Origin of the sequence: Nocardioides sp., from assembly GCF_044226305.1 — a bacterium.
Taxonomy (GTDB): Bacteria; Actinomycetota; Actinomycetes; order Propionibacteriales; family Nocardioidaceae; genus Nocardioides.
Genome location: NZ_JBGAHF010000011.1, coordinates 88,342 through 107,614, shown reverse-complemented (window position 1 = coordinate 107,614; position 19,273 = coordinate 88,342). Strand labels below are relative to the sequence as shown.

Below are 19,273 nucleotides of genomic sequence, written 5' to 3'. Positions count from 1 at the left end.
GTACAGGTCAGGACAGGTAGGGGCGACGTACGGTGGGAGCGTGCGCCGTGCAGCCCTCGCTCTCACGGCCCCGCTCGTCCTCGGGGCCGCGCTGCTCGCCGCCCCGGCGAGCGCCGGCGACGACCACTACATCACCGTCCGGGCGCTCGACGACCGGTTCGAGGTCGTCGGGCAGACCTGTGCGGGCGACCCCGGCGACCTGCCCGACGTGAGGATCGGCGCCTCCGACCTGACCTGGCGCGGCCGGGGCAGCGCCCGGGTGACCGCCGCACCCGAGACGACCGGCGGGCTGCTGGTGCGCGACCCGCGCCCCCTGCACGGGGCGCAGTACATCGTCCGGGCCACGACCGGCGACGCCCCCACGGCCCAGTGGCGGGTGGAGGTCGACGACGACGTGCTCCTGAGCGACCCGGTGCACCTCGAGCGCGACGCCTGGCTGCGGGTCTGGCTCGACGACGCCGTGCTGCACGGCCCCGACGGCTGGACCGGCTCGATCGACGACTACCTCGCCGAGTTCGGCAAGGGCGACCACTGGGCCGCCGGGCTGCTGACCGGCCCCTGCCTCGACAGCGACGAAGTGCGGCTGGACGGCATCGGTGCCCGCCACGACCTCTACGACTTCGAGCCGCGCACGTGGACGACCGTGCAGGCGCGCGAGGACGGCCCGCCGTACGACGGCCGGCTGGACGCCGGCGACCCGTTCGTCGTCCGCGGCGTCGCCCACCGCTGGGACGTCCGGAGCGACAGCGCGGTGCGCGTGCCGGGCGCCGACGTCGTCCTCCAGCGCCGCTGGAGCGGACCGACGACCGCATGGCGGACCGTCACCCACGCGGGCACCTGGCACGGGACGGCGGACCGGTCCGCGTCCTGGCGCGCGGTCTGGCACCAGCCGGGTGGTGACGTGCCGAGCACCGAGCAGCTCCAGACCTTCTGGGCCGACGCCTCCGAGCCCCTCGTCGACGGCCGGCGCTGCCGGCAGGACCCCGACGTCCTGCCGTTCCCGCCGACCTGCAAGACGGTCCGGGTCGGGGACACGACGACCTTCAGCGGTGCCGGGAGCCCGCCGGGTGCGGTCCGGGCCGAGGTGACGGTGCGGACCGGCGACTTCGACGGCCCCGTGGTCGAGCAGCACCGGACCACGGTGGGTCGCGGCGGTCACTGGCGGATCTCGGTCGACACCAGCGGCCACGACCGGCTCTACGCCGAGGTGACCACCTCACCGACCTCGTCGCGGCACGAGCTCGGCACCCACCGGGTGCGGTTCCCGCTCCAGGCACGCTGACAGGGGACGCACAGCGGGGTCACAGATAGCCTCGTCACGATGAGCGGCATGGAGCTGACCCGACCCGACGGATCTCCCCTGCGCGTGCTCGTCGTCGACGACGAGGTCAACATCGCCGAGCTCGTGTCGATGGCGCTGCGCTACGAGGGGTGGCAGGTCGAGGCGGCGTACACCGGCTCCAAGGCGGTGGCGACGGCGAAGGACTTCCGACCGGACGCCGTCGTGCTCGACGTCATGCTCCCCGACTTCGACGGTCTCGAGGTGCTGCGCCGGATGCGCACCTCCGACCCGGACCTCCCCGTCGTGTTCCTGACCGCCCGCGACGCCGTCGAGGACCGGATCGCGGGCCTGACCGCGGGCGGTGACGACTACGTCACCAAGCCGTTCTCGCTCGAGGAGCTGGTCGCCCGGCTGCGCGGGCTGATGCGGAGGGCCGGCGCCCAGCAGGCGCAGTCGTCCTCGGTCCTGGTCGTCGGCGACCTGGAGCTCGACGAGGACAGCCACGAGGTGTCGCGGGCCGGCGAGGAGATCTCCCTGACCGCGACCGAGTTCGAGCTGCTGCGCTTCCTGATGCGCAACCCGCGCCGGGTGCTGAGCAAGGCGCAGATCCTGGACCGGGTCTGGAACTACGACTTCGGCGGCCAGGCCAACGTCGTCGAGCTCTACATCTCCTACCTGCGCAAGAAGATCGACGCCGGCCGCGAGCCGATGATCCACACGATGCGCGGCGCCGGCTACGTCCTGAAGCCGGCCCCGGGAGCCTGAGGGTGAACGCCTTCCGCTCGCTCACCTCGCGGCTGGTGCTCACGACGGTCGTGCTGGTGCTCGTGGTCTCCGCGCTCCTCGGGGCAGCGACCGCGCTCGCGATGCGCAGCTACCTCAACGACCAGCTCGACCGGCAGGTGCAGGACAACCTCCACCGCACCGTCGAGGCCGTCGCGCGGAACCAGCCGGTCGGGCTCGGAGCACCCGTCGGGACCGTGATCGCCGGGATCCCGGACAGTGGTGACCCGACCGGCGTGATGATCGCGGCCGGTGACGACGACGGCGACGACCGGATCGGGAAGCAGCCGCTCGACGCCGCCACCCTCGACGCCCTGTCGCCCGCACCCACCGGCGACGACGCGTCCTCGGTGTCCATCCCCGGGCTGGGCTCCTACCGCGTCGCCGCCGCCCCGGTGCCCAGCGGCACCATCGTCGTGGGGATCCCCGAGCACCAGGTCACCGAGACGATCGCCAAGCTCGTCTGGTGGGAGGCGCTCTTCGCGCTGCTCGCGATCGTCGTGGCGGCCGTGGCCGCCCTGCTCGTCGTACGACGCCAGCTGCGACCGCTGCGCGAGGTGGCCGCGACCGCGCACACGGTGGCGGCGCTGCCCCTCTCGTCGGGCGACATCGACATCGAGGAGCGGGTGCCCGACCGGCTCACCGACGAGCGGACCGAGGTCGGCCGGGTGGGTTCGGCGCTCAACACGCTGCTCGCCCACGTCGAGAGCTCACTGTCGGCCCGGCACCGCAGCGAGCAGCAGGTCCGGCAGTTCGTCGCGGACGCCTCCCACGAGCTGCGCTCCCCGCTCGCGACCATCGCGGGCTACGCCGAGCTCGCCCGCCGCCGACCCGGCGACGCGGAGACGGTCGGGACCGCGCTGGACAAGGTCGAGGAGGAGTCGGGGCGGATGACCTCGCTCGTCGAGGACCTGCTGCTGCTCGCCCGCCTCGACTCCGGGCGGCCGCTGGAGCGCCACCCCGTCGACCTCACCCGGCTGCTGGTCGAGGCCGTGTCGGACGCGCAGGTCGTGGACCCGGCACACCGCTGGCAGGTCGAGGTGCCCGACGACGCCGTCGACACGCCGTACGAGGTCATTGGCGACTCCCTGCGGCTGCACCAGGTCGTCACCAACCTGCTCACCAACGCCCGCAAGTACACCCCGGCGGGCACCACCGTCACCGTGCGCCTGCGGCGCGACGGCTTCTCCGTCCACGACGACGGTCCTGGGTTCCCCCCGGAGCTCGTCGACCACGCCTTCGAGCGGTTCGTCCGTGGCGACGCCGCACGCACCCGGGGCGCCGAGGTCGGCGTGGGCCTGGGGCTCGCGCTCGTCCAGGCGATCGTGACCGCGCACGGCGGGACCGTCGCGCTGCGCTCGGTCCCCGGCGACACGACGGTCGACGTCAGGCTGACCCCGGCTCCTGCCGCGCCGCCGCCGGAACCACCTCGACCAGTGCCGGCAGCGACGCCGCCATCACCTCGAGGAGCTGCTCACGGGTGACCTCCCCCGGCTCGTCGATCCAGGAGAGCACCAGCTCCTCGACCATCGCCGACCACCCCCGCACGACGAGGCGGGTGGTCGGGGTGTCGGGGATGATCTGCCCGCCCTCGGCGCCGGGCTGGGCGTCCTCGCGGAAGATGCGTCCGTTGAGCGCCGAGCGCGAGTCCTCGTAGATCTCGCGCAGCGTCTCGTTGCCCCCCGCGGCGGCCTTCACCAGGGACAGGTAGCCCTCGTGGTTCTCGACGACGTAGTCGAGGTACGCCGCCAGCGAGATCAGCAGCCGCTCCACCGGTCCGCCCTCGACCGGCGGCGTGGTCTTCGCGATCAGGTCGTCCGCGGCCCGGCGTACGACGGCCTCGTGGAAGGCGTGCTTGTTGCCGAAGTAGTGGTAGAGCAGGCCGCGGGAGATGCCCGCCTCCTCGGCGAGCAGGTCGATCGAGAGCTCGTCGAGGGACCGGGTGGCGAGCAGCCGGACGCCGAGGTCGAGCAGCTGCTCCCGGCGCTCCTCCGGCGACAACCGGGTGCGTCCCGTCGTAGTTTGGCTCACACCCCGCACTCTATTGACACTTTTTCAATAACGCCAGTACGGTCGGCCGCATGTCTGCCCCGCTCCCCTCCACCGTGCGGCACCTGATCGTCGGTGCCGGCTTCGCCGGGCTGTGCGCGGCGATCAAGCTCCAGGAGGACGGCGAGACCGACTTCCTCGTCGTCGAGAAGGGCCTCGACGTCGGCGGCACCTGGCGCGACAACACCTACCCCGGTGCGACGTGCGACGTCCCGAGCCAGCTCTACTCCTACTCGTTCGCCTCGAACCCCGAGTGGTCCTCGTCCTACTCCCCCCAGCCGGAGATCCAGGCCTACATCCGCGACGTCGCCGAGCGGTCGGGCACCTTGGACAGGTTCCGGTTCGCGACCCGGTTCGAGGACGCCGCGTGGGACGACGCCGCCCAGGTGTGGCGCTCCCGCATCACCGGGCCGGACGGGGAGCGGACCGTGGAGTCCAGGACCCTCGTCGTCGGCGCCGGCAGCCTGTCGGAGCCGAGGTTGCCCGAGATCGCGGGCATCGAGACCTTCGGCGGTGACCTCTTCCACTCGGCCCGGTGGGACCACGACGTCGACCTGGCCGGCAAGCGGGTGGCGGTCATCGGCACCGGCGCCTCGGCGATCCAGATCGTCCCCGAGCTCCAGCAGCTGCTGGAGTCCACCGGCGGCCACCTCGACGTCTACCAGCGCACGGCGCCGTGGGTGATCCCCCGCAACGACCGGCGCTACGGCTCGCTGGAGCGGCGCGCGCTGCGCCGGCTCCCGCTGCTGCGCAAGGCCTACCGCACCGGCGTCTACTGGGCCCACGAGGGCTACGTGCCGGCGTTCACCGTCGAGCCGCGGCTCGCCGCACCGGCCAAGCAGGCCGCGCTGGCCAACATCCGCAAGGGGATCAAGGACCCGGCGCTGCGCGAGCGGGTGACGCCGTACTTCGAGATCGGCTGCAAGCGGATCCTCCGCTCGAACACCTGGTACCCCGCGCTCGCGGCCGACACCACCGAGCTGGTCACCGACCCGATCGCCGCGGTGACCCCGGGCGGGATCGTGACCGCGGACGGCACCGAGCGCCCGGTCGACGCCATCGTGGTCGCCACCGGCTTCCACACCACCGACCTGCCCTTCGCCGAGCACGTCACCGGCACCGCGGGCCGGACGCTCGCCGACGTCTGGCGGGAGAGCGGCATGGCGGCCTACAAGGGCTCGACCGTGCCGGGCTTCCCCAACCTGTTCGTCCTCGTCGGCCCCAACACCGGCCAGGGCCACACGAGCATGGTCTTCATCATCGAGGCGCAGGTCGCCTACCTGCGCGGCGCGCTGCGCGCGATGCGCGAGCACGGCTGGGGCGCGGTGGAGCCGCGCGTGCCGCCCTTCCGCCGCTGGAATTCGAACCTGCAGCGCCGGATGAGGCGCACGGTCTGGACGACCGGCGGCTGCGAGAGCTGGTACCTCGACGAGCACGGCCGCAACACGACCCTGTGGCCGAAGTCGACGGTCACCTTCCGTCGCCAGCTGGCGAGGTTCGACGCCGACGCCTACACGACCACGCCCGCCACCCCCATCCGCACCGACCGACAGGAGCAGCCGGCATGAAGAGCTTCGACGACAAGGTCGTCGTGATCACGGGCGCCGCCTCGGGGATCGGCCGCGCCCTGTCCCTGGACTTCGCGCGCCGCGGGGCGCGCCTCGCGATCTCGGACGTCGACGACGACGGGCTGGCCGAGACCGTCGACCTGGTCAAGGCCGCCGGGGTGCGCGAGGTGCGCTCGGACCACCTCGACGTCGCGGACCGGGCCGCGTTCGCCGCCTACGCGACCACCGTCGTGGAGCACTTCGGCGTCGTGAACGTCGTGGTCAACAACGCCGGCGTCGCGCTGGCCGGCAACCTCGAGGACCTCGAGTACACCGACATGGACTGGATCATCGGCATCAACTTCTGGGGCGTCGTCCACGGCACCAAGGAGTTCCTGCCGCACCTGATCGCCTCCGGCGACGGCCACCTCGTCAACCTCTCCTCGCTCTTCGGGCTGGTGTCGATGCCGGGGCAGAGCATGTACAACGCCGCCAAGTACGCCGTGCGCGGGATGTCCGAGGCGCTGCGCGAGGAGATGCTGGTCGCCGGTCACCCGGTCGGGGTCACCGTCGTGCACCCCGGCGGGATCAAGACCGCGATCGCACGCAACGCCCGGGTCTCCGACAAGGAGGACAAGCAGCGCACCGCCGAGCTCTTCGACGAGAAGCTCGCCAAGATGACGCCCGAGCGGGCCGCCGAGATCATCGTCAAGGGCGTGCAGAGCAACAAGGCCAGGGTGCTGGTCGGCCTGGACGCGCACGCGGTGCACCACCTCGCCAAGCTGACCGGGTCCCGCTACCAGGACATCGTCGCCCGCGCCGCTAGCCGCGTCCTGCCGGAGCGGACGACCGTCGTCTGACCCGGGTCACCCGGAGCGGGCCGACCAGGCGCGGGCCGGCGAGCCGGCTCTCGAGACGCCGGGCCTCGCGGCGCAGCGGCTGGGCGACGTACTCGCCAAGGATCACGCCGGACGCGAGCGCGAGCGCGATGGACACCGCGGTCACCATCGCCAGCAGCCCGGCCGAGGTCTCGGTGTCGCCCTCGGTGAGCAGGCTGAGCGCGCGGTAGATCGAGAGTCCCGGCAGCATCGGCACGACCGCGGGCACGATCACCACCAGCGGCGGCACCCGCAGCCGGGCGGCCACCCCGAAGCTCACCAGGCCGACGAAGAACGCCGCCAGGGCGGTCGACCACGTGCTGCCCACCCCGCCGAGGCCGACCGACTGGGAGATCACCATCGCAGCGGCGGCCACCAGCCCGACGGGGACCAGCGTGCGGCGCGGCGCGTAGGAGGCGAACGCGAACGCCGCGGCGCAGACCGCGGCACCCACCGCCATCACCGAGAGCTCCTTGAGGTCGGACGCGCCGGGCTCGATGCGGCCCACGTCGACGCCGACCAGGTCGGCGACGGTGAGGCCGCCGCTCACCCCGGCGATGATGCCGGCGGTCGCGAGCAGCGCCTCGGTCAGCCGGGCGCCGGCGGTCACGTAGAAGCCGGAGAGCGCGTCCTGGAGCGCGCCCATGAAGCCGATGCCGGCGAGCAGCATGACGATGTTCGCCGTGACGACCAGCGACGGGTCGACGTCGAGCCAGGTCGACGCCGCCAGGACCGCCATCAGCGTCGCCACCCCGCCTCCGGCGACCTGGCGGTAGAAGAACGGGATCCGGCGCCGCGCCATCGCGGTCTGGAGCAGGTCGATGGCCACGGCGGCGGCGAACGCGAGCACCACCACGGCCGGGCCACCGCCGAGCTGGAGGCCGACGCCCGCGGCCATCACGCCCCAGCCGACGGTCGCGGCCCAGCGCGGCAGCACGTGGCCGGAGGAGACGATGCGCGCCAACCGCGACCGGGCCTCGGTCACGTCCACGTCGCCGTGCAGCACGTCGCGCACCAGGTGGTCGACCAGGGTGAGGTCCTCGTAGTCGATGTCACGCTGCTTGACCTGCCGGATCAGCACGACCGGCGGCTCCTCGGGGTCCTCCTGGTGGCTCATCGACAGCGACGTGAACGTCACGTCCGTCTCGGGGTGCCGGACGCCGTACCGCCACGCGATCGCCTGCATGGTGGCGGTCACGTCGGCGGCGCCCGCACCGGAGGACAGCAGCAGCTCGCCGATGCGCAGGCAGAGGTCGAGGGTGAGGTTCAGCTCCCGAGTCGCCGGCATGGCGGCCATGGTGGCAGCCGGCTGGTAGACAGGAGAAATGACCCGGGAGGCCGGCGCGGAGGTCCGCGTGGTGATGACGAAGTGGGGTGATCGACCTCACTGGGAGTTCGACGCGACCTACCTCGGCAGCGACGTGCACGGCGACTGGCTGGGCATCGGACGGGGCACCGTGATGACCCGTCCCGGAGCGACCTACGTCGCCCCGACCTGCCAGGTCGGGCTGGTCCCGCCGGCCGGCCCGGACGCGGCCCGCGGGTGGCTGGCGACCTTCCACGACGTCGGCGGCCCGGTCCAGGTCTACGTCGACATCACCACCCCGCCGACCTGGGACGGCAGCACCCTGCGCGCGGTCGACCTCGACCTGGACGTGGTGCGCGGCACCACCGGCCGGGTCTGGGTCGACGACGAGGACGAGTTCGCCGAGCACCGGGTGCGTCTGGGCTACCCCCTCGAGGTGGTCCGCGCCGCGGCGTCGTCCTGCGACGCGGTGCACGCGGCGGTGGCGGCCGGCACCCCGCCGTACGACGGGCCGGACGACGGGACGGCGAGCGCCTGGCTGGCCCGGGTGCGCGATCTCACGACGGGCTGAGCCCGGCCCGCGCCCGCTGCTGTGGAACGCTGGCCGCGTGCGCATCGACTTCCACGCCTCCCCCGAGCCCACCTTGGGCGTGGAGTGGGAACTGGCCCTCGTCGACCGCCGCAGCCGCGACCTGCGCAACGACGCGACCCACCTCTTCGCCCGCGCGAAGCCACGTCTCGCGGACCCGAACAAGCTCCACAAGGAGCTGCTGCGCAACACCGTCGAGCTGGTGAGCGGCGTCTGCCACACCGTCGACGAGGCGATGACGGACCTGCGGCGCACCCTCGAGGTCGTCGTGCCGGCCGGCGACGACCTCGACATCGACCTGTACGGCGCGGGCACCCACCCCTTCGCGTCGTGGACCGTCCAGCAGCTCAGCGAGGGGCACCGCTACGAGGAGCTGATCAACCGCACCCAGTGGTGGGGCCGCCAGATGCTGATCTGGGGCGTGCACGTGCACGTCGGGATGCCCGAGCGGGAGCGGGTGATGCCGGTGCTCTCCGCGCTGCTGAACTACTACCCGCACCTGCAGGCGCTCTCGGCGTCCTCGCCGATCTGGGCCGGCATCGACACCGGCTACGCGTCGAACCGGGCCCTGATGTTCCAGCAGCTGCCGACCGCCGGGCTGCCATTCCAGTTCGAGCGCTGGTCGGAGTTCGAGTCCTTCGTGCACGACGAGGTGGTCACCGGGGTGATCGACGAGCTCACCGAGATCCGGTGGGACGTGCGGCCCGCGGTCGCGCACGGCACGCTGGAGAACCGGGTGTGCGACGGCGTCTCGAACTTCGCCGAGCTCTCCGCGCTCGTAGCGCTGATGCACTGCCTCGTGGTCGACCTCGACTCCCGCCTGGCCGCCGGCGAGACGCTGCCGACGATGCCGCCGTGGCACGTGCAGGAGAACAAGTGGCGCGCAGCCCGCTACGGCCTCGACGCGATCGTCATCACCGACGCCGCCTCGAACGAGCGGCTGGTCACCGACGACCTCGCCGACCTGCTCGTCCGGCTGGAGCCGGTCGCGGAGCGGCTCGGCTGCGCCGCCGAGCTCGCCGCCGTCGCCGACATCCCGCGCCGCGGCGCGTCCTACCAGCGGCAGCGGGCGGTCGCGGAAGCCACCGACGGTGACCTGGTCGCCGTCGTCGACTCGGTCGTCGGCGAGCTCCGCGCCGAGCTGGGCTAGCTGTACTGATCGGGCACGTTGGTCGAGATCGTGTGACGACACGATCTGAATGAGCTTGGAAGGCGAAGACCTCCGGGCGTGGAGTGGAGCTGTCTAAGAACCGGCTCCGCCACCTGGAGGTCTTCGTGTCCCACGCTAACGCTGCACTGACCCCTCGCGCTCGTCTGCGGCTGGCGCGTCTGATTGTCGAGAACGACTGGCCGATCGCACGGGCCGCCGAGCGCTACGACGTGTCCTGGCCGACCGCGAAGCGGTGGGCCGAGCGCTACCGCCTCCTCGGGCCGGACGCAATGAACGATGCGTCCTCGCGTCCCCACTACTCACCGAACCGGGTGCCGGCACCGGTGGTCCGCAAGATCGTGCACCTGCGCTGGAAGCAGCGACTCGGGCCGGTCCAGATCGCTGATCGAGTCGGGGTGGCGCCATCGACGGTGCACAAGGTGCTGGTGCGGTGCCGGATCAACCGGCTCACCCATGTCGACCGTGCGACCGGGGAGCCGATCCGTCGCTACGAGCACGACCACCCCGGCTCGCTGCTGCATCAGGACGTCAAGAAGCTCGGCAACATCCCCGACGGCGGCGGCTGGCGCTATGTCGGTCGCCAGCAGGGAGATCGGAACCGATCAGCCACACCGGGCAAGCCACGCAACGCACACCACAACCCAAAGATCGGTACCTGCTTCGTGCATACCGTCATCGACGATCACACCCGGCTGGCCTACGCCGAGTGCCACGACGACGAGACCGCCGCCACCGCGGCCGCCGTGTTGACCCGTGCGGTGGCCTGGTTCGCGGTCCGCGGCGTGGTCGTGGAACGGGTCCTGACCGACAACGGCAGCTGCTACCGGTCATTCCTGTGGCGCGACACCTGCGCCGAGCTCGCCATCGCCCACAAACGGACCCGCCCCTACCACCCGCAGACCAACGGCAAGATCGAACGCTTCCACCGCACCCTGGCCCAGGGCTGGGCCTTCAAGAAGCTCTACCGCTCCGAACACGCCCGCAGAGCAGCGCTGGCAGGATGGCTCCACGAGTACAACCACCACCGGCCCCACACCGCGATCGGCGGGTCAGCACCCATCACCAGGTTGACCAACCTCACCGATCAGTACAGCTAGCCGCGACCCATGATCACGGTCGCGTCGCCCGGTCCCGGACCGAGGACCTGCCATCCCTCGGACGCGTAGAGCCGCCGCGCCGGGTCCGACGGGTCCGACGACGTCATCAGGAGCAGGCGGTCGTGGGTCAGGCCGTCGACGAGGGCGCGCATCAGTCCCCGACCCACGCCGCCGCGCCGGGCGTCAGCGGCGACGCCGATGCTGACCAGCTCGAAGTGGCCGCCGAGCCAGGCCTCGGCGACCTCGGGCTCCAGCACCCGGCGCGCGTTGTCGGTCCACCACTGCCCGGGCTCGCCGGTGTAGCCGTACGCGAAGCCCAGCAGGCGCTCGCCGTCGTAGGCGCGGGCGAGGCGGAAGCCGCTGCGGACGCGGTGCACGTCCCAGACCGCCTTGCGCCAGGTCTCCTCGTCGGCGTGGTCACCGAAGACCGAGTCGTAGACCGGCCACAGCTCGGCACTCTCGTCCTCCGTGACCGAGTCGTCCACGCGGAGCCGCACCATGGTGGTGTCGTACCTGCGCGGCAACCGCGCCAAACCCGCTCGTCCGTCAGGTGGCGAGGATCCGTCGGCCCCGGCCGACGTCGACCCCGATCTTATGTAACCTTGCGGGTACGTACCAATCTGGTTACATTGAGGTCGTGGACGCCGTGTTGCACGCGCTGGCCGACGAGAGCCGGCGGACAGTTCTCGAGATCCTCCGGGACCACCCGGCGAGTGCCGGGGAGCTGGCCGAGGCCCTGCCGATCGCTCGACCGGGGGTGTCCCGGCACCTGCGGGTGCTGCGCGAGGCAGGGCTGGTCGACGTACGCCAGGACGCGCAGCGCCGGATCTACACCCTCCGCCCCGAGGCACTCGTCGAGGTCGACGAGTGGCTGGGTCGGTACCGCCGGCTCTGGGAGAGCCGGCTCGACGCCCTCCACACCGAGATCGCACGAGGAAAGAAGGCACGACGATGACCACGAGCGCGACCATGCGAGCCATCGACGGGACCCGCGGAGCGGTCCGGGTCGAGGATCTCTACGACACCGACATCGACGACCTCTGGCAGGCGTGCACGACCCCGGAGCGGCTGGCCCGCTGGATCGCCCGGGTCGACGGCGACCTGCAGGTCGGCGGCACGGTCCAGGTCGTGTTCACGAGCACCTGGACCGGCCCGGTGCGCGTCGAGGTGTGCGATGCACCCCACCACCTGCTGCTGACGACGGAGCCGGGGACGGACGACGAGGGGCAGATCGAGGCGTGGTTGACCGAGGAGGGCGCCCGGACCCGGCTGGTGGTCGAGGAGCGAGGTCTGCCGACGACGCACCTGCCGTTCCACGCGTCGGGTTGGCGGGTCCACCTCGAGGACCTCGGCCGGTCGCTGGAGGCCGACGGCCCGGTCCACCCGGAGGGCTGGGGCTCCGATGCCGGGGCGCCCGGCTGGAAGCGACGCTGGGAGGAGCTCACGCCCGAGTACCAGCAGATGGAGATCGGGTGATGTCGGACCTGATCAGGCTCAGCATGACGACGGTCAACGCGCCCGACGCCATCGCGCTCGCGCGGTTCTACGCCGAGATCACCGGTGGGGTCGCACGGGGCGACGAGCACTGGGCCCTGGTCGAGGGGCCGAACGGTGCCCTCGGGTTCCAGCAGGTCGACGACCACCGGCCACCCACCTGGCCGGGCGGCGAGGTGGGCATGCAGATGCACCTCGAGCTCGTCGTCGACGACCTGGAGGCCACCGGAGCGCGGGTGCTCGCGGCCGGCGCCACCCGGTTCGAGCACCAGCCCAACGCGGACCACTGTCTCGTGTACGCCGACCCGGCGGGGCATCCGTTCTGCCTGTCGACGTGGGAGCTCCCGAGGGTGGCCGACTGACACGACCCGGGCACGACACGTCCACTGACGACACCGTGCCGGAGCGGTCAGTAGCCCTCGGGGGGCGGCACCATCTCCAGGCGGACGCCGAGCAGCCGCACCGGCCGCTCCCGGTCGCGCGGCTCGAGCCGGTCGAGCAGCGAGACCGCGGCGGCCTCCAGCACGGCGGGGTCGTTCGTCGGCGCCGGCAGGGTGAGGCTGCGGCTGAGCGTGATGAACGGCCGCAGCCGGACCTTCAGGCCGACACGAGCCGCCGGCCTGCCCTCGGCGTCGATGTCCTCGAGGGCGCGCCGGGTCAGGGCGCGCACCGCCGCGGCGACCTCGTCGGGGTCCTCGAGGTCGGACTGGAAGGTCTCCTCCCGGCCGTGCGCCCGCGGCACCCACGGCGTGGCGTCCACCCGGCTGCTGTCGACGCCCCGGCCGAGGCGGAGGTACCAGGGCCCCATCGTCGGGCCCAGCTCGGCCGCCAGCACCCGGGCGTCCGACGCAGCGAGCTGGGCGACCGTGTCGATCCCGAGCGCGGCCAGCTTCTTCCCCGTCCGCGACCCGATGCCCCACAGCGCGGTGGTCGGGCGGTCGTCCATCACCTCGGACCAGTTCTCGGCCGTCAGCTGCCACACCCCACGAGGCTTGCCGAAGTCGGTGGCGATCTTGGCGCGCAGCTTGTTGTCGCCGATGCCGACCGAGCAGTGCAGGCCGGTCGCCGCCAGGACCGCGGCCCGCACCTCCTCCGCGAACGCGCGCGGGTCACCGAGCTCGCCGTGACCGGCCCCCGCCGCCAGGAAGGCCTCGTCCCAGCCGAGGACCTCCAGGACCACCGGGACGCCGCCCCACGCCAGGTCGCGCAGCGCCTCCATCACCTCGACCGACGCGGCGTCGTACGCCTCCCGGTCCACCGGCAGGAAGACCGCGTCCGGGCACCGACGGGCGGCGACCCGCAGCGGCATCCCGGAGCCGACCCCGAAGGCCCGCGCCTCGTAGGACGCCGTCGACACCACGCCCCGCTCGGTCGGGTCCCCGCGCCCGCCGACGACCACCGGCAGCCCCTCGAGCTCCGGGCGCCGGAGCACCTCGACCGCCGCGATGAACTGGTCGAGGTCGACGTGCAGCACCCACGGCTGGTCGGTCACCGGCGACTCACCGGGGCGGGGGCAGGGAGTCGGTGGACTCCAGCTGGTCCAGGCCCGACACCATGAGCAGGTCGACGACCACCGAGCGCAGCTGCGCGAGGATCGCCTCGGCGGCGAGCACCTCGGAACGCTCCACCCGCCCCGTCGCGTCGGCGACCGCGAGCAGCGCGGGGCGAGCCTCCGCCGCCAGCCGGTTGGCGGCGAGCTCCTCGGCCACCGCGTCGGTGGCGTCGGCGAGGTCGAAGGCGAGCAGCGCGTAGGACTTCGGCACCGGTCGTCGGTGGTAGGCGGCCACCGCGGTCTGCCGCACCAGCACCCGGGTGCTGCGCAGCGCCCGGTCGAGCGGTTCGACCAGGTCGGCCATCTTGCGCAGGTCGTCGCGGTGCCGGACCCGGAACGGCGAGGAGTCGACCACCGAGAGCCCCTCGTCCGCAGCGTCCTGGAGCTCGCGGATCAGGGAGTCGGTCCCGCGCGCGTCGGCCAGCAGGTCCAACGCCTGGTCCGACTCGCCCTCGGTCATCACCCCGCCGGCCGCGCGCAGCAGCGCGGCGATCTTGCGGGCGACCACCGCGGCCTGTTCGCGGGGGCGCCGCAACGGTGCCGCGGGCACGACCGTCGCCGCGACCAGGGCCACCAGCCCGCCCACGACCGCGTCCGTCCACCGGGTGAACGCCTGACCCGGGGCAGCCACCAGCCCGGCGATCACGATCGACTGCACGGCCGCCTGGGTCACGAACAGCTGACCGCCGTCGAGGAGGAAGGCCGCCGTCATCGAGAGCGCGACGATCAGCCCGATCTGCCACGCCCCCGAGCCCAGCCAGACGACCAGCAGGTCGGCCAGGAAGACGCCGACCGCCACGCCGATGGTGACCTCCGCGACCCGGCGCAGCCGCTGGCCGTAGGAGGTGCCCAGCGCGACCACGGCCGCCACCGGCGCGAAGAACGGGGTGGTGTGGCCGAGCAGGTCGGCAGCCACGAACCAGGCGACCCCGGCGGCGACCGCACACTGCCCGATCTGCCAGGACTTCGACTGCAACCGCCGGAGCCGGGCCCGGGCCGAGGTGCGACCGCGGTCCCACAGCCGTTCGAGCGGCACCGCCTCCATGGCCGCGATCCTCCCACGGGGCGCCAGCCCTCCGGACCGTCGCGGCCGCCGCTCCCGGTCACTGGGCGTGCGCCCAGTCCAGCGCCTGCTCCAGGTCGGCGAGGTCGCGGTACCAGGTCCGGACCTCCACCCGGCAGCGCACCCGGTCGAGGCGCCGGTCGTACTCCGAGCACTCGGCACGCGCCTCGGAGTCGGTGGGCGGGAACTGGCCGGTCCCGTCGTAGTGCCAGATCTCGAACCCGTTGGCCGCGTCCCCGGTCACGTCGACGATCGTGTCGCCCGGGGGCTCCCCGCCGGCGGCGAGCGCCACGCCCGCGGCACCTCCGACGCAGGTCGTGACGACGAGGGCGATGCAGATGATCCACTTCACGGCGACTCCCGAGGCTCCCGCGCCGGCGGGTCCGACGCACGGGCGACGCTAGGTCCGGGCACGGACCGTCCGCGGCCGTCGCCGAGTGGCCTGGGGACGAGGCGTCCGGACGACGCCCCTGTGGACGGCACCTGGCCCGGTCGGACGACCGGCAGACGTTGCGGGACCCCCGGTTCTGGGTACGACCCTCTCCGTGACCCCGGGCGACGACCTCCTCGACGGCCGCTACCGCATCGTCGGCCGGCTCGGTTCCGGCGGCATGGGCACGGTCTACGAGGCCCACGACGCCCGGCTCGACCGGCAGGTGGCGCTCAAGCTCCTGCGCAGCGACGGCGACCCCGTGCACCGGGCCAGGCTCCGCGCCGAGGCCCGGTTCGCCGGCGGGCTCCAGCACCCCGGCATCGTCCGCGTCTTCGACTACGGCGAGGCCGAGACAGCCGCCGGGACCACGCCGTACGTCGTCATGCAGCTCGTCCAGGGCACGGCGCTCTCCGACCGGCTCCGTGACGGTGGGCAGCTCGCGCCCGACACCGTCGCCCGGCTGCTCACCGACGTCGCGGACGCCCTCGCCGTGGCGCACGCCGCCGGCGTCGTGCACCGCGACCTCAAGCCCTCGAACATCCTGGTCACCCCGGACGGCTCTCCGGTGATCGTCGACTTCGGCGTGGCCCGCTCCGACGGCGCCGAGCCGCTCACGGAGACCGGGTTCGTCGTCGGGACCGCCGACTACCTCAGCCCGGAGCAGGCCGGCGGCTCGCGGGCCACCCCGGCGTCCGACGTCTACTCCCTCGGCGTGGTCGCGCACCAGTGCCTCACCGGCGTCTCCCCGTTCCGCCGCGAGACCCCGGTCGCCACCGCGCTCGCGCACCTGCGCGACGACCCGCCCGACCTCCCGGGTGGCCTGCCGACCGGGCTGCGCACGCTCGTCCGCGCGATGCTGGCGCGCGACCCCGGCGACCGGCCGTCCGCGGCCGAGGTCGCCGAGCGGGCGGCGGACGCGCCCACCACCCGCACGGTGGTCCTGCCGCCGATGGCCGCGGCCCCACCCGCGGCCCCGCAGGTCATCAGCCCGTGGACCCGGCGCCGGATCGGCATCGTCGTCGGGACCGCCGCGGTGCTGCTGGCCGTCTTCACGGTCGCCGCGCTCCAGGGCGGGGACGGCGCCGCGCCGACCGCGGCCGCCGCCGGCACCTCCGAGCGTCCGAAGTCGGACCGCTCCGCCACCCCCCGGGCGAGCAGCACCCCGACGCCCTCGGCCACCCCGGTCGCCGCGACCCGGACCCCCGCGCACCACGCGGCGCCGCCCGGGCACGGACCGAAGCCGCACCCCAAGCCCCACCACCCCAAGCCGCACCACGACAAGGCGCACCACGAGAAGGCGCCGAAGAAGCCGAAACCGCACCACTGACCGACCCGGAGGTTGTGGCGGCCGTCACGACCGGTCACACTCGGACGCCACACGGTCGCGTGGACCGTCGAGCAGCAGGGGGAACAGCGTGGTCTCACCGATCGACCCGACGTCGGCGGCGTTCCTCCTGGCGGAGAACCGCAGCATGCCGATGCACGTCGGGGGACTGCAGCTCTTCGAGAAGCCGGAGGGCGCCGGCCGGGACTACGCCCGGCAGATGTACGAGGCGATGCGGGACGTCGAGGAGATCGCGCCGCTGTTCATCAAGCGGCCCCACCGCTCGCTCTCGACGGCCGGCCAGCTGGTCTGGGTCGAGGACGAGCAGTTCGACATCGAGCACCACGTCCGCCATAGCGCGCTGCCGCAGCCGGGCCGGGTCCGCGAGCTCCTCGAGCTCGCCGGCCGCCTGCACAGCACCCGGCTCGCCTGGGAGCGCCCGCTGTGGGAGGCGCACGTCATCGAGGGGCTGCACGACGGGCGGGTGGCGCTCTACACGAAGACCCACCACGCGCTGGTCGACGGGATCTCGGCGATGCGGCTGCTCCAGGGCGTCCTCTCGACCGACCCGGACAGGCGCGACATGCCGGCCCCCTGGGACGCGCGCACCCGCCGGCCGAGGAGCGGCGACGCCGACAAGGGCAGCCGCTCCGGCGGCGGCCTGTCGGAGATCCCGACCGCCGCCTTCCGGTCCGCCCTCGGCATCGCGTCGGAGGCCGCCGGGATGCCGGGCGCCCTGGTGCGGACCCTCAACCGCGGCGTGCGCAACGAGACCTCGTCGATCTCGCTCTACGCGCCGCGCACCATCTTCAACCGCACCATCACCGGGTCCCGCCGGTTCGCCGCCCAGGACTGGCCGATCGAGCGGCTGCGCGCGATCGGCAAGGCCACCGGAACGACGATCAACGACGTCGTGCTCGCGATGTGCAGCGGCGCGGTCCGCACCTACCTCGAGGAGCTCGACGCGCTGCCCGACACCCCGCTGGTCGCCATGGTGCCCGTGGGGCTGCGGGCCAAGGAGTCCGGCACCGCGTCGACCGACGGCGGCAACGCGATCGGCGCCGTGATGTGCCAGCTCGGCACCCACCTCGCCGACCCGGCCGACCGCCTCGAGGGGATCCACCGCTCGATGAAGGAGGGCAAGGAGGCGCTCTCCAGCATGACGCCGACGCAGATCATGGCGATGAGCGCGCTCGGGCAGGCCCCGGCGATCGTGGCGCCGATCCTGCGGATGCAGGGCATCGTGCGGCCGCCGTACAACCTGATCATCAGCAACGTGCCCGGCCCGCGGACCACGCACTACTGGAACGGCGCGAAGATGGTCGGGACCTACCCGCTGTCGATCCCGATCAACGGGATGGCGCTCAACATCACCTGCACGTCGTACGACGGCAACATGGGCTTCGGGCTGATCGGCTGCCGACGCACCGTGCCGCGCCTGCAGCGGCTGCTCGTCCACCTCGACGACGAGGTCGCCGCGCTGGAGAAGGCGGCCGGCGTCTAGGTCGGCTCCTCGAGCCCGCCGCCCAGCGTCGCCGCGACCGCGCGGAGCCGGGCGCGGGTGATGTCGGCGACGGTGAGCAGGCCGGCGGCGTGCGCGTTGGAGCCGGGCCGGGTCGGCTCGGCGCAGTTGACGCTGACACAGCGCCGGGTGCCACCGTCGGCGGCGTTCTGGAGCGCGACCGCGTGCCCGGTGGTGCCGCTGCCGGCGAAGAAGTCGAGGACGACGGCGTCGTCGGGCATGGTGCCGAGGATCCGTCGCACCAGCCCCGTCGGCTTGGGCGACTCGAAGACGTGGCCGACGAGGTCTTTGAGTTCCTGGACGGCCGTGTCGGTCGAGCCGACCTCCTCGGCGAGCCAGATCGTGCGCAGCTTCTTGCGGCGACCGCCCGGGACGTCGCGGAGCAGCCAGTCGCGCTGGAACACGTCGACCCGCTCCCCCAGCCGCCCCTGGACCCGGCGGCAGACCAGGTCGTCGGGCCGCTGGTCGATCAGCGGCCGGCTCCAGCGCCACACCGCCGGGCGTCCGTCACCGAAGACCGGTCCGATCTCGACGGCGCCGTCGAACGGCGTCGTCGCGACCCGCCCGCTGTCGGGGTCACCCCACACGCTGAAGTGCAGGGTCGGCGCCGTGACCGGGTTGAACTTCTTGTTCGTGTTGCGCAGCGGCAGGTGCCGGAACCGCCGACCGTCCGGGGCGGTCAGCGGGAAGTCGGCGGCGTCCACGGCGTCCGGCGAGGTCGCGTCCAGCACGCAGCGGCGGGCGTCGCGGGCGTAGACGAGCAGGTACTCGTGGCTGGTCGCGAAGCCCCCGCCGAGCTGCCGGCCCTTGGGGTTGAGGTTGACCACGACCTGGGCGAGGAGGTTCTGCTCGCCGAACACCTCGTCCATGAGCAGCCGCAGGTGCGCGACCTCGTGGTCGTCGATGCTCACGAAGATCGCGCCGGTGTCGCGCAGCACCTCGCGCGCGGCCACCAGCCGCGGCCGCATCATCGCGACCCAGTGCGCGTGCCCGCGGAAGTCGTCCTGGTAGGCGAACTCGTTGCCGGTGTTGTACGGCGGGTCGATGTAGACCAGGTCGACGGGGCCGCCCACGAGGTCGGGGACGGTGGGCAGCACGTCGAGGTTGTCGCCCTCGACGAAGGTGTTCCACGGCCCCGCCACGCGCCCGAGGCTAGCCGTCTCGCCGGCGGACCTGAGTAACC

At 73.0% G+C, this 19,273-nt stretch carries 20 protein-coding genes; 13 read left to right on the top strand and 7 right to left on the bottom strand.

Annotation, left to right across the window (positions count from 1 at the left end; all coding sequences use genetic code 11):
- Positions 1-40 precede the first annotated feature (40 nt).
- From ACILQ5_RS13460 to ACILQ5_RS13450, 3 genes are read left to right on the top strand one after another with little or no spacing between them, the layout of a single operon-like run.
- Positions 41-1,282 carry a hypothetical protein gene (locus tag ACILQ5_RS13460; protein WP_395658520.1) on the top strand — a complete coding sequence of 414 codons (1,242 nt, stop codon included), beginning with the start codon at positions 41-43 and terminating at the stop codon, positions 1,280-1,282.
- Positions 1,283-1,330: 48 nt separating this feature from the next.
- Positions 1,331-2,047 (top strand): response regulator transcription factor, encoded by a 717-nt coding sequence (locus ACILQ5_RS13455; protein WP_395658546.1) that lies wholly within the window; start codon positions 1,331-1,333, stop codon positions 2,045-2,047.
- A gap of 2 nt (positions 2,048-2,049) precedes the next feature.
- Positions 2,050-3,549: a sensor histidine kinase gene (locus ACILQ5_RS13450; RefSeq protein WP_395658519.1), complete on the top strand. Its 1,500-nt coding sequence runs from the start codon at positions 2,050-2,052 to the stop codon at positions 3,547-3,549.
- Here ACILQ5_RS13450 and ACILQ5_RS13445 read toward each other — a convergent pair.
- The gene (locus ACILQ5_RS13445) at positions 3,452-4,096 is read right to left on the bottom strand and encodes a TetR/AcrR family transcriptional regulator (RefSeq protein ID WP_395658518.1); all 645 of its coding nucleotides are present in this window, start codon (positions 4,094-4,096) and stop codon (positions 3,452-3,454) included. The two genes, ACILQ5_RS13450 and ACILQ5_RS13445, sit on opposite strands and share 98 nt — an antisense overlap.
- Positions 4,097-4,146: 50 nt before the next feature.
- Here ACILQ5_RS13445 and ACILQ5_RS13440 point away from each other — a divergent pair, with 50 nt between their 5' ends.
- Both ACILQ5_RS13440 and ACILQ5_RS13435 read left to right on the top strand, forming a co-directional pair.
- The gene (locus ACILQ5_RS13440) at positions 4,147-5,682 is read left to right on the top strand and encodes a flavin-containing monooxygenase (protein WP_395658517.1); all 1,536 of its coding nucleotides are present in this window, start codon (positions 4,147-4,149) and stop codon (positions 5,680-5,682) included.
- A complete protein-coding gene (locus tag ACILQ5_RS13435) occupies positions 5,679-6,521 on the top strand; it encodes an SDR family NAD(P)-dependent oxidoreductase (protein ID WP_395658516.1) in 843 nt (280 codons plus the stop codon). Before ACILQ5_RS13440 ends, ACILQ5_RS13435 begins: the two co-directional genes overlap by 4 nt.
- Here the strand turns inward: ACILQ5_RS13435 and ACILQ5_RS13430 are convergent.
- Positions 6,484-7,827 carry a threonine/serine exporter ThrE family protein gene (locus ACILQ5_RS13430; RefSeq protein WP_395658515.1) on the bottom strand — a complete coding sequence of 448 codons (1,344 nt, stop codon included), beginning with the start codon at positions 7,825-7,827 and terminating at the stop codon, positions 6,484-6,486. The two genes, ACILQ5_RS13435 and ACILQ5_RS13430, sit on opposite strands and share 38 nt — an antisense overlap.
- Positions 7,828-7,864: 37 nt before the next feature.
- Here ACILQ5_RS13430 and ACILQ5_RS13425 point away from each other — a divergent pair, with 37 nt between their 5' ends.
- The 3 genes from ACILQ5_RS13425 (at position 7,865) to ACILQ5_RS13415 (ending at position 10,702) form a co-directional block, all read left to right on the top strand.
- A complete protein-coding gene (locus ACILQ5_RS13425) occupies positions 7,865-8,416 on the top strand; it encodes a DUF402 domain-containing protein (protein ID WP_395658514.1) in 552 nt (183 codons plus the stop codon).
- A gap of 37 nt (positions 8,417-8,453) precedes the next feature.
- Complete coding sequence (locus tag ACILQ5_RS13420) at positions 8,454-9,584, top strand: glutamate--cysteine ligase (protein ID WP_395658513.1); 1,131 nt, start codon at positions 8,454-8,456, stop codon at positions 9,582-9,584.
- 125 nt (positions 9,585-9,709) lie between these two features.
- The gene (locus tag ACILQ5_RS13415; protein ID WP_395657418.1) at positions 9,710-10,702 is read left to right on the top strand and encodes an IS481 family transposase; all 993 of its coding nucleotides are present in this window, start codon (positions 9,710-9,712) and stop codon (positions 10,700-10,702) included.
- Here ACILQ5_RS13415 and ACILQ5_RS13410 read toward each other — a convergent pair.
- The gene (locus tag ACILQ5_RS13410; RefSeq protein WP_395658512.1) at positions 10,699-11,202 is read right to left on the bottom strand and encodes a GNAT family N-acetyltransferase; all 504 of its coding nucleotides are present in this window, start codon (positions 11,200-11,202) and stop codon (positions 10,699-10,701) included. The two genes, ACILQ5_RS13415 and ACILQ5_RS13410, sit on opposite strands and share 4 nt — an antisense overlap.
- Before the next feature lie 137 nt (positions 11,203-11,339).
- On the opposite strand from ACILQ5_RS13410, the gene ACILQ5_RS13405 reads away from it, so the two are divergent.
- From ACILQ5_RS13405 to ACILQ5_RS13395, 3 genes are read left to right on the top strand one after another with little or no spacing between them, the layout of a single operon-like run.
- The gene (locus tag ACILQ5_RS13405) at positions 11,340-11,657 is read left to right on the top strand and encodes an ArsR/SmtB family transcription factor (RefSeq protein WP_395658511.1); all 318 of its coding nucleotides are present in this window, start codon (positions 11,340-11,342) and stop codon (positions 11,655-11,657) included.
- The gene (locus ACILQ5_RS13400) at positions 11,654-12,178 is read left to right on the top strand and encodes an SRPBCC family protein (RefSeq protein ID WP_395658510.1); all 525 of its coding nucleotides are present in this window, start codon (positions 11,654-11,656) and stop codon (positions 12,176-12,178) included. Before ACILQ5_RS13405 ends, ACILQ5_RS13400 begins: the two co-directional genes overlap by 4 nt.
- Positions 12,178-12,558, top strand: coding sequence for a VOC family protein (locus ACILQ5_RS13395; protein ID WP_395658509.1), 381 nt, complete (start codon positions 12,178-12,180; stop codon positions 12,556-12,558). The genes ACILQ5_RS13400 and ACILQ5_RS13395 overlap by 1 nt, the downstream gene beginning before the upstream one ends.
- 47 nt (positions 12,559-12,605) lie before the next feature.
- Here the strand turns inward: ACILQ5_RS13395 and ACILQ5_RS13390 are convergent, their stop codons facing one another.
- The 3 genes from ACILQ5_RS13390 to ACILQ5_RS13380 are packed head-to-tail and all read right to left on the bottom strand — an operon-like array spanning position 12,606 to position 15,163.
- Positions 12,606-13,688 carry a DNA polymerase IV gene (locus ACILQ5_RS13390; protein ID WP_395658508.1) on the bottom strand — a complete coding sequence of 361 codons (1,083 nt, stop codon included), beginning with the start codon at positions 13,686-13,688 and terminating at the stop codon, positions 12,606-12,608.
- A gap of 7 nt (positions 13,689-13,695) precedes the next feature.
- Positions 13,696-14,793 (bottom strand): aromatic acid exporter family protein, encoded by a 1,098-nt coding sequence (locus ACILQ5_RS13385; RefSeq protein WP_395658507.1) that lies wholly within the window; start codon positions 14,791-14,793, stop codon positions 13,696-13,698.
- 58 nt (positions 14,794-14,851) lie between these two features.
- Positions 14,852-15,163 (bottom strand): hypothetical protein, encoded by a 312-nt coding sequence (locus tag ACILQ5_RS13380; RefSeq protein WP_395658506.1) that lies wholly within the window; start codon positions 15,161-15,163, stop codon positions 14,852-14,854.
- Positions 15,164-15,356: 193 nt separating this feature from the next.
- Between ACILQ5_RS13380 and ACILQ5_RS13375 the strand changes: the two genes are divergently transcribed.
- Together ACILQ5_RS13375 and ACILQ5_RS13370 are read left to right on the top strand one after the other, a co-directional pair.
- On the top strand, positions 15,357-16,571 hold the full coding sequence (locus ACILQ5_RS13375) for a serine/threonine-protein kinase (RefSeq protein ID WP_395658505.1): 1,215 nt from the start codon (positions 15,357-15,359) through the stop codon (positions 16,569-16,571).
- Positions 16,572-16,659: 88 nt separating this feature from the next.
- The gene (locus tag ACILQ5_RS13370; RefSeq protein ID WP_395658504.1) at positions 16,660-18,072 is read left to right on the top strand and encodes a wax ester/triacylglycerol synthase family O-acyltransferase; all 1,413 of its coding nucleotides are present in this window, start codon (positions 16,660-16,662) and stop codon (positions 18,070-18,072) included.
- On the opposite strand, the gene ACILQ5_RS13365 is transcribed toward ACILQ5_RS13370, so the two are convergent.
- The gene (locus tag ACILQ5_RS13365) at positions 18,069-19,232 is read right to left on the bottom strand and encodes a site-specific DNA-methyltransferase (protein ID WP_395658503.1); all 1,164 of its coding nucleotides are present in this window, start codon (positions 19,230-19,232) and stop codon (positions 18,069-18,071) included. The genes ACILQ5_RS13370 and ACILQ5_RS13365 overlap by 4 nt on opposite strands.
- Positions 19,233-19,273: the final 41 nt, after the last annotated feature.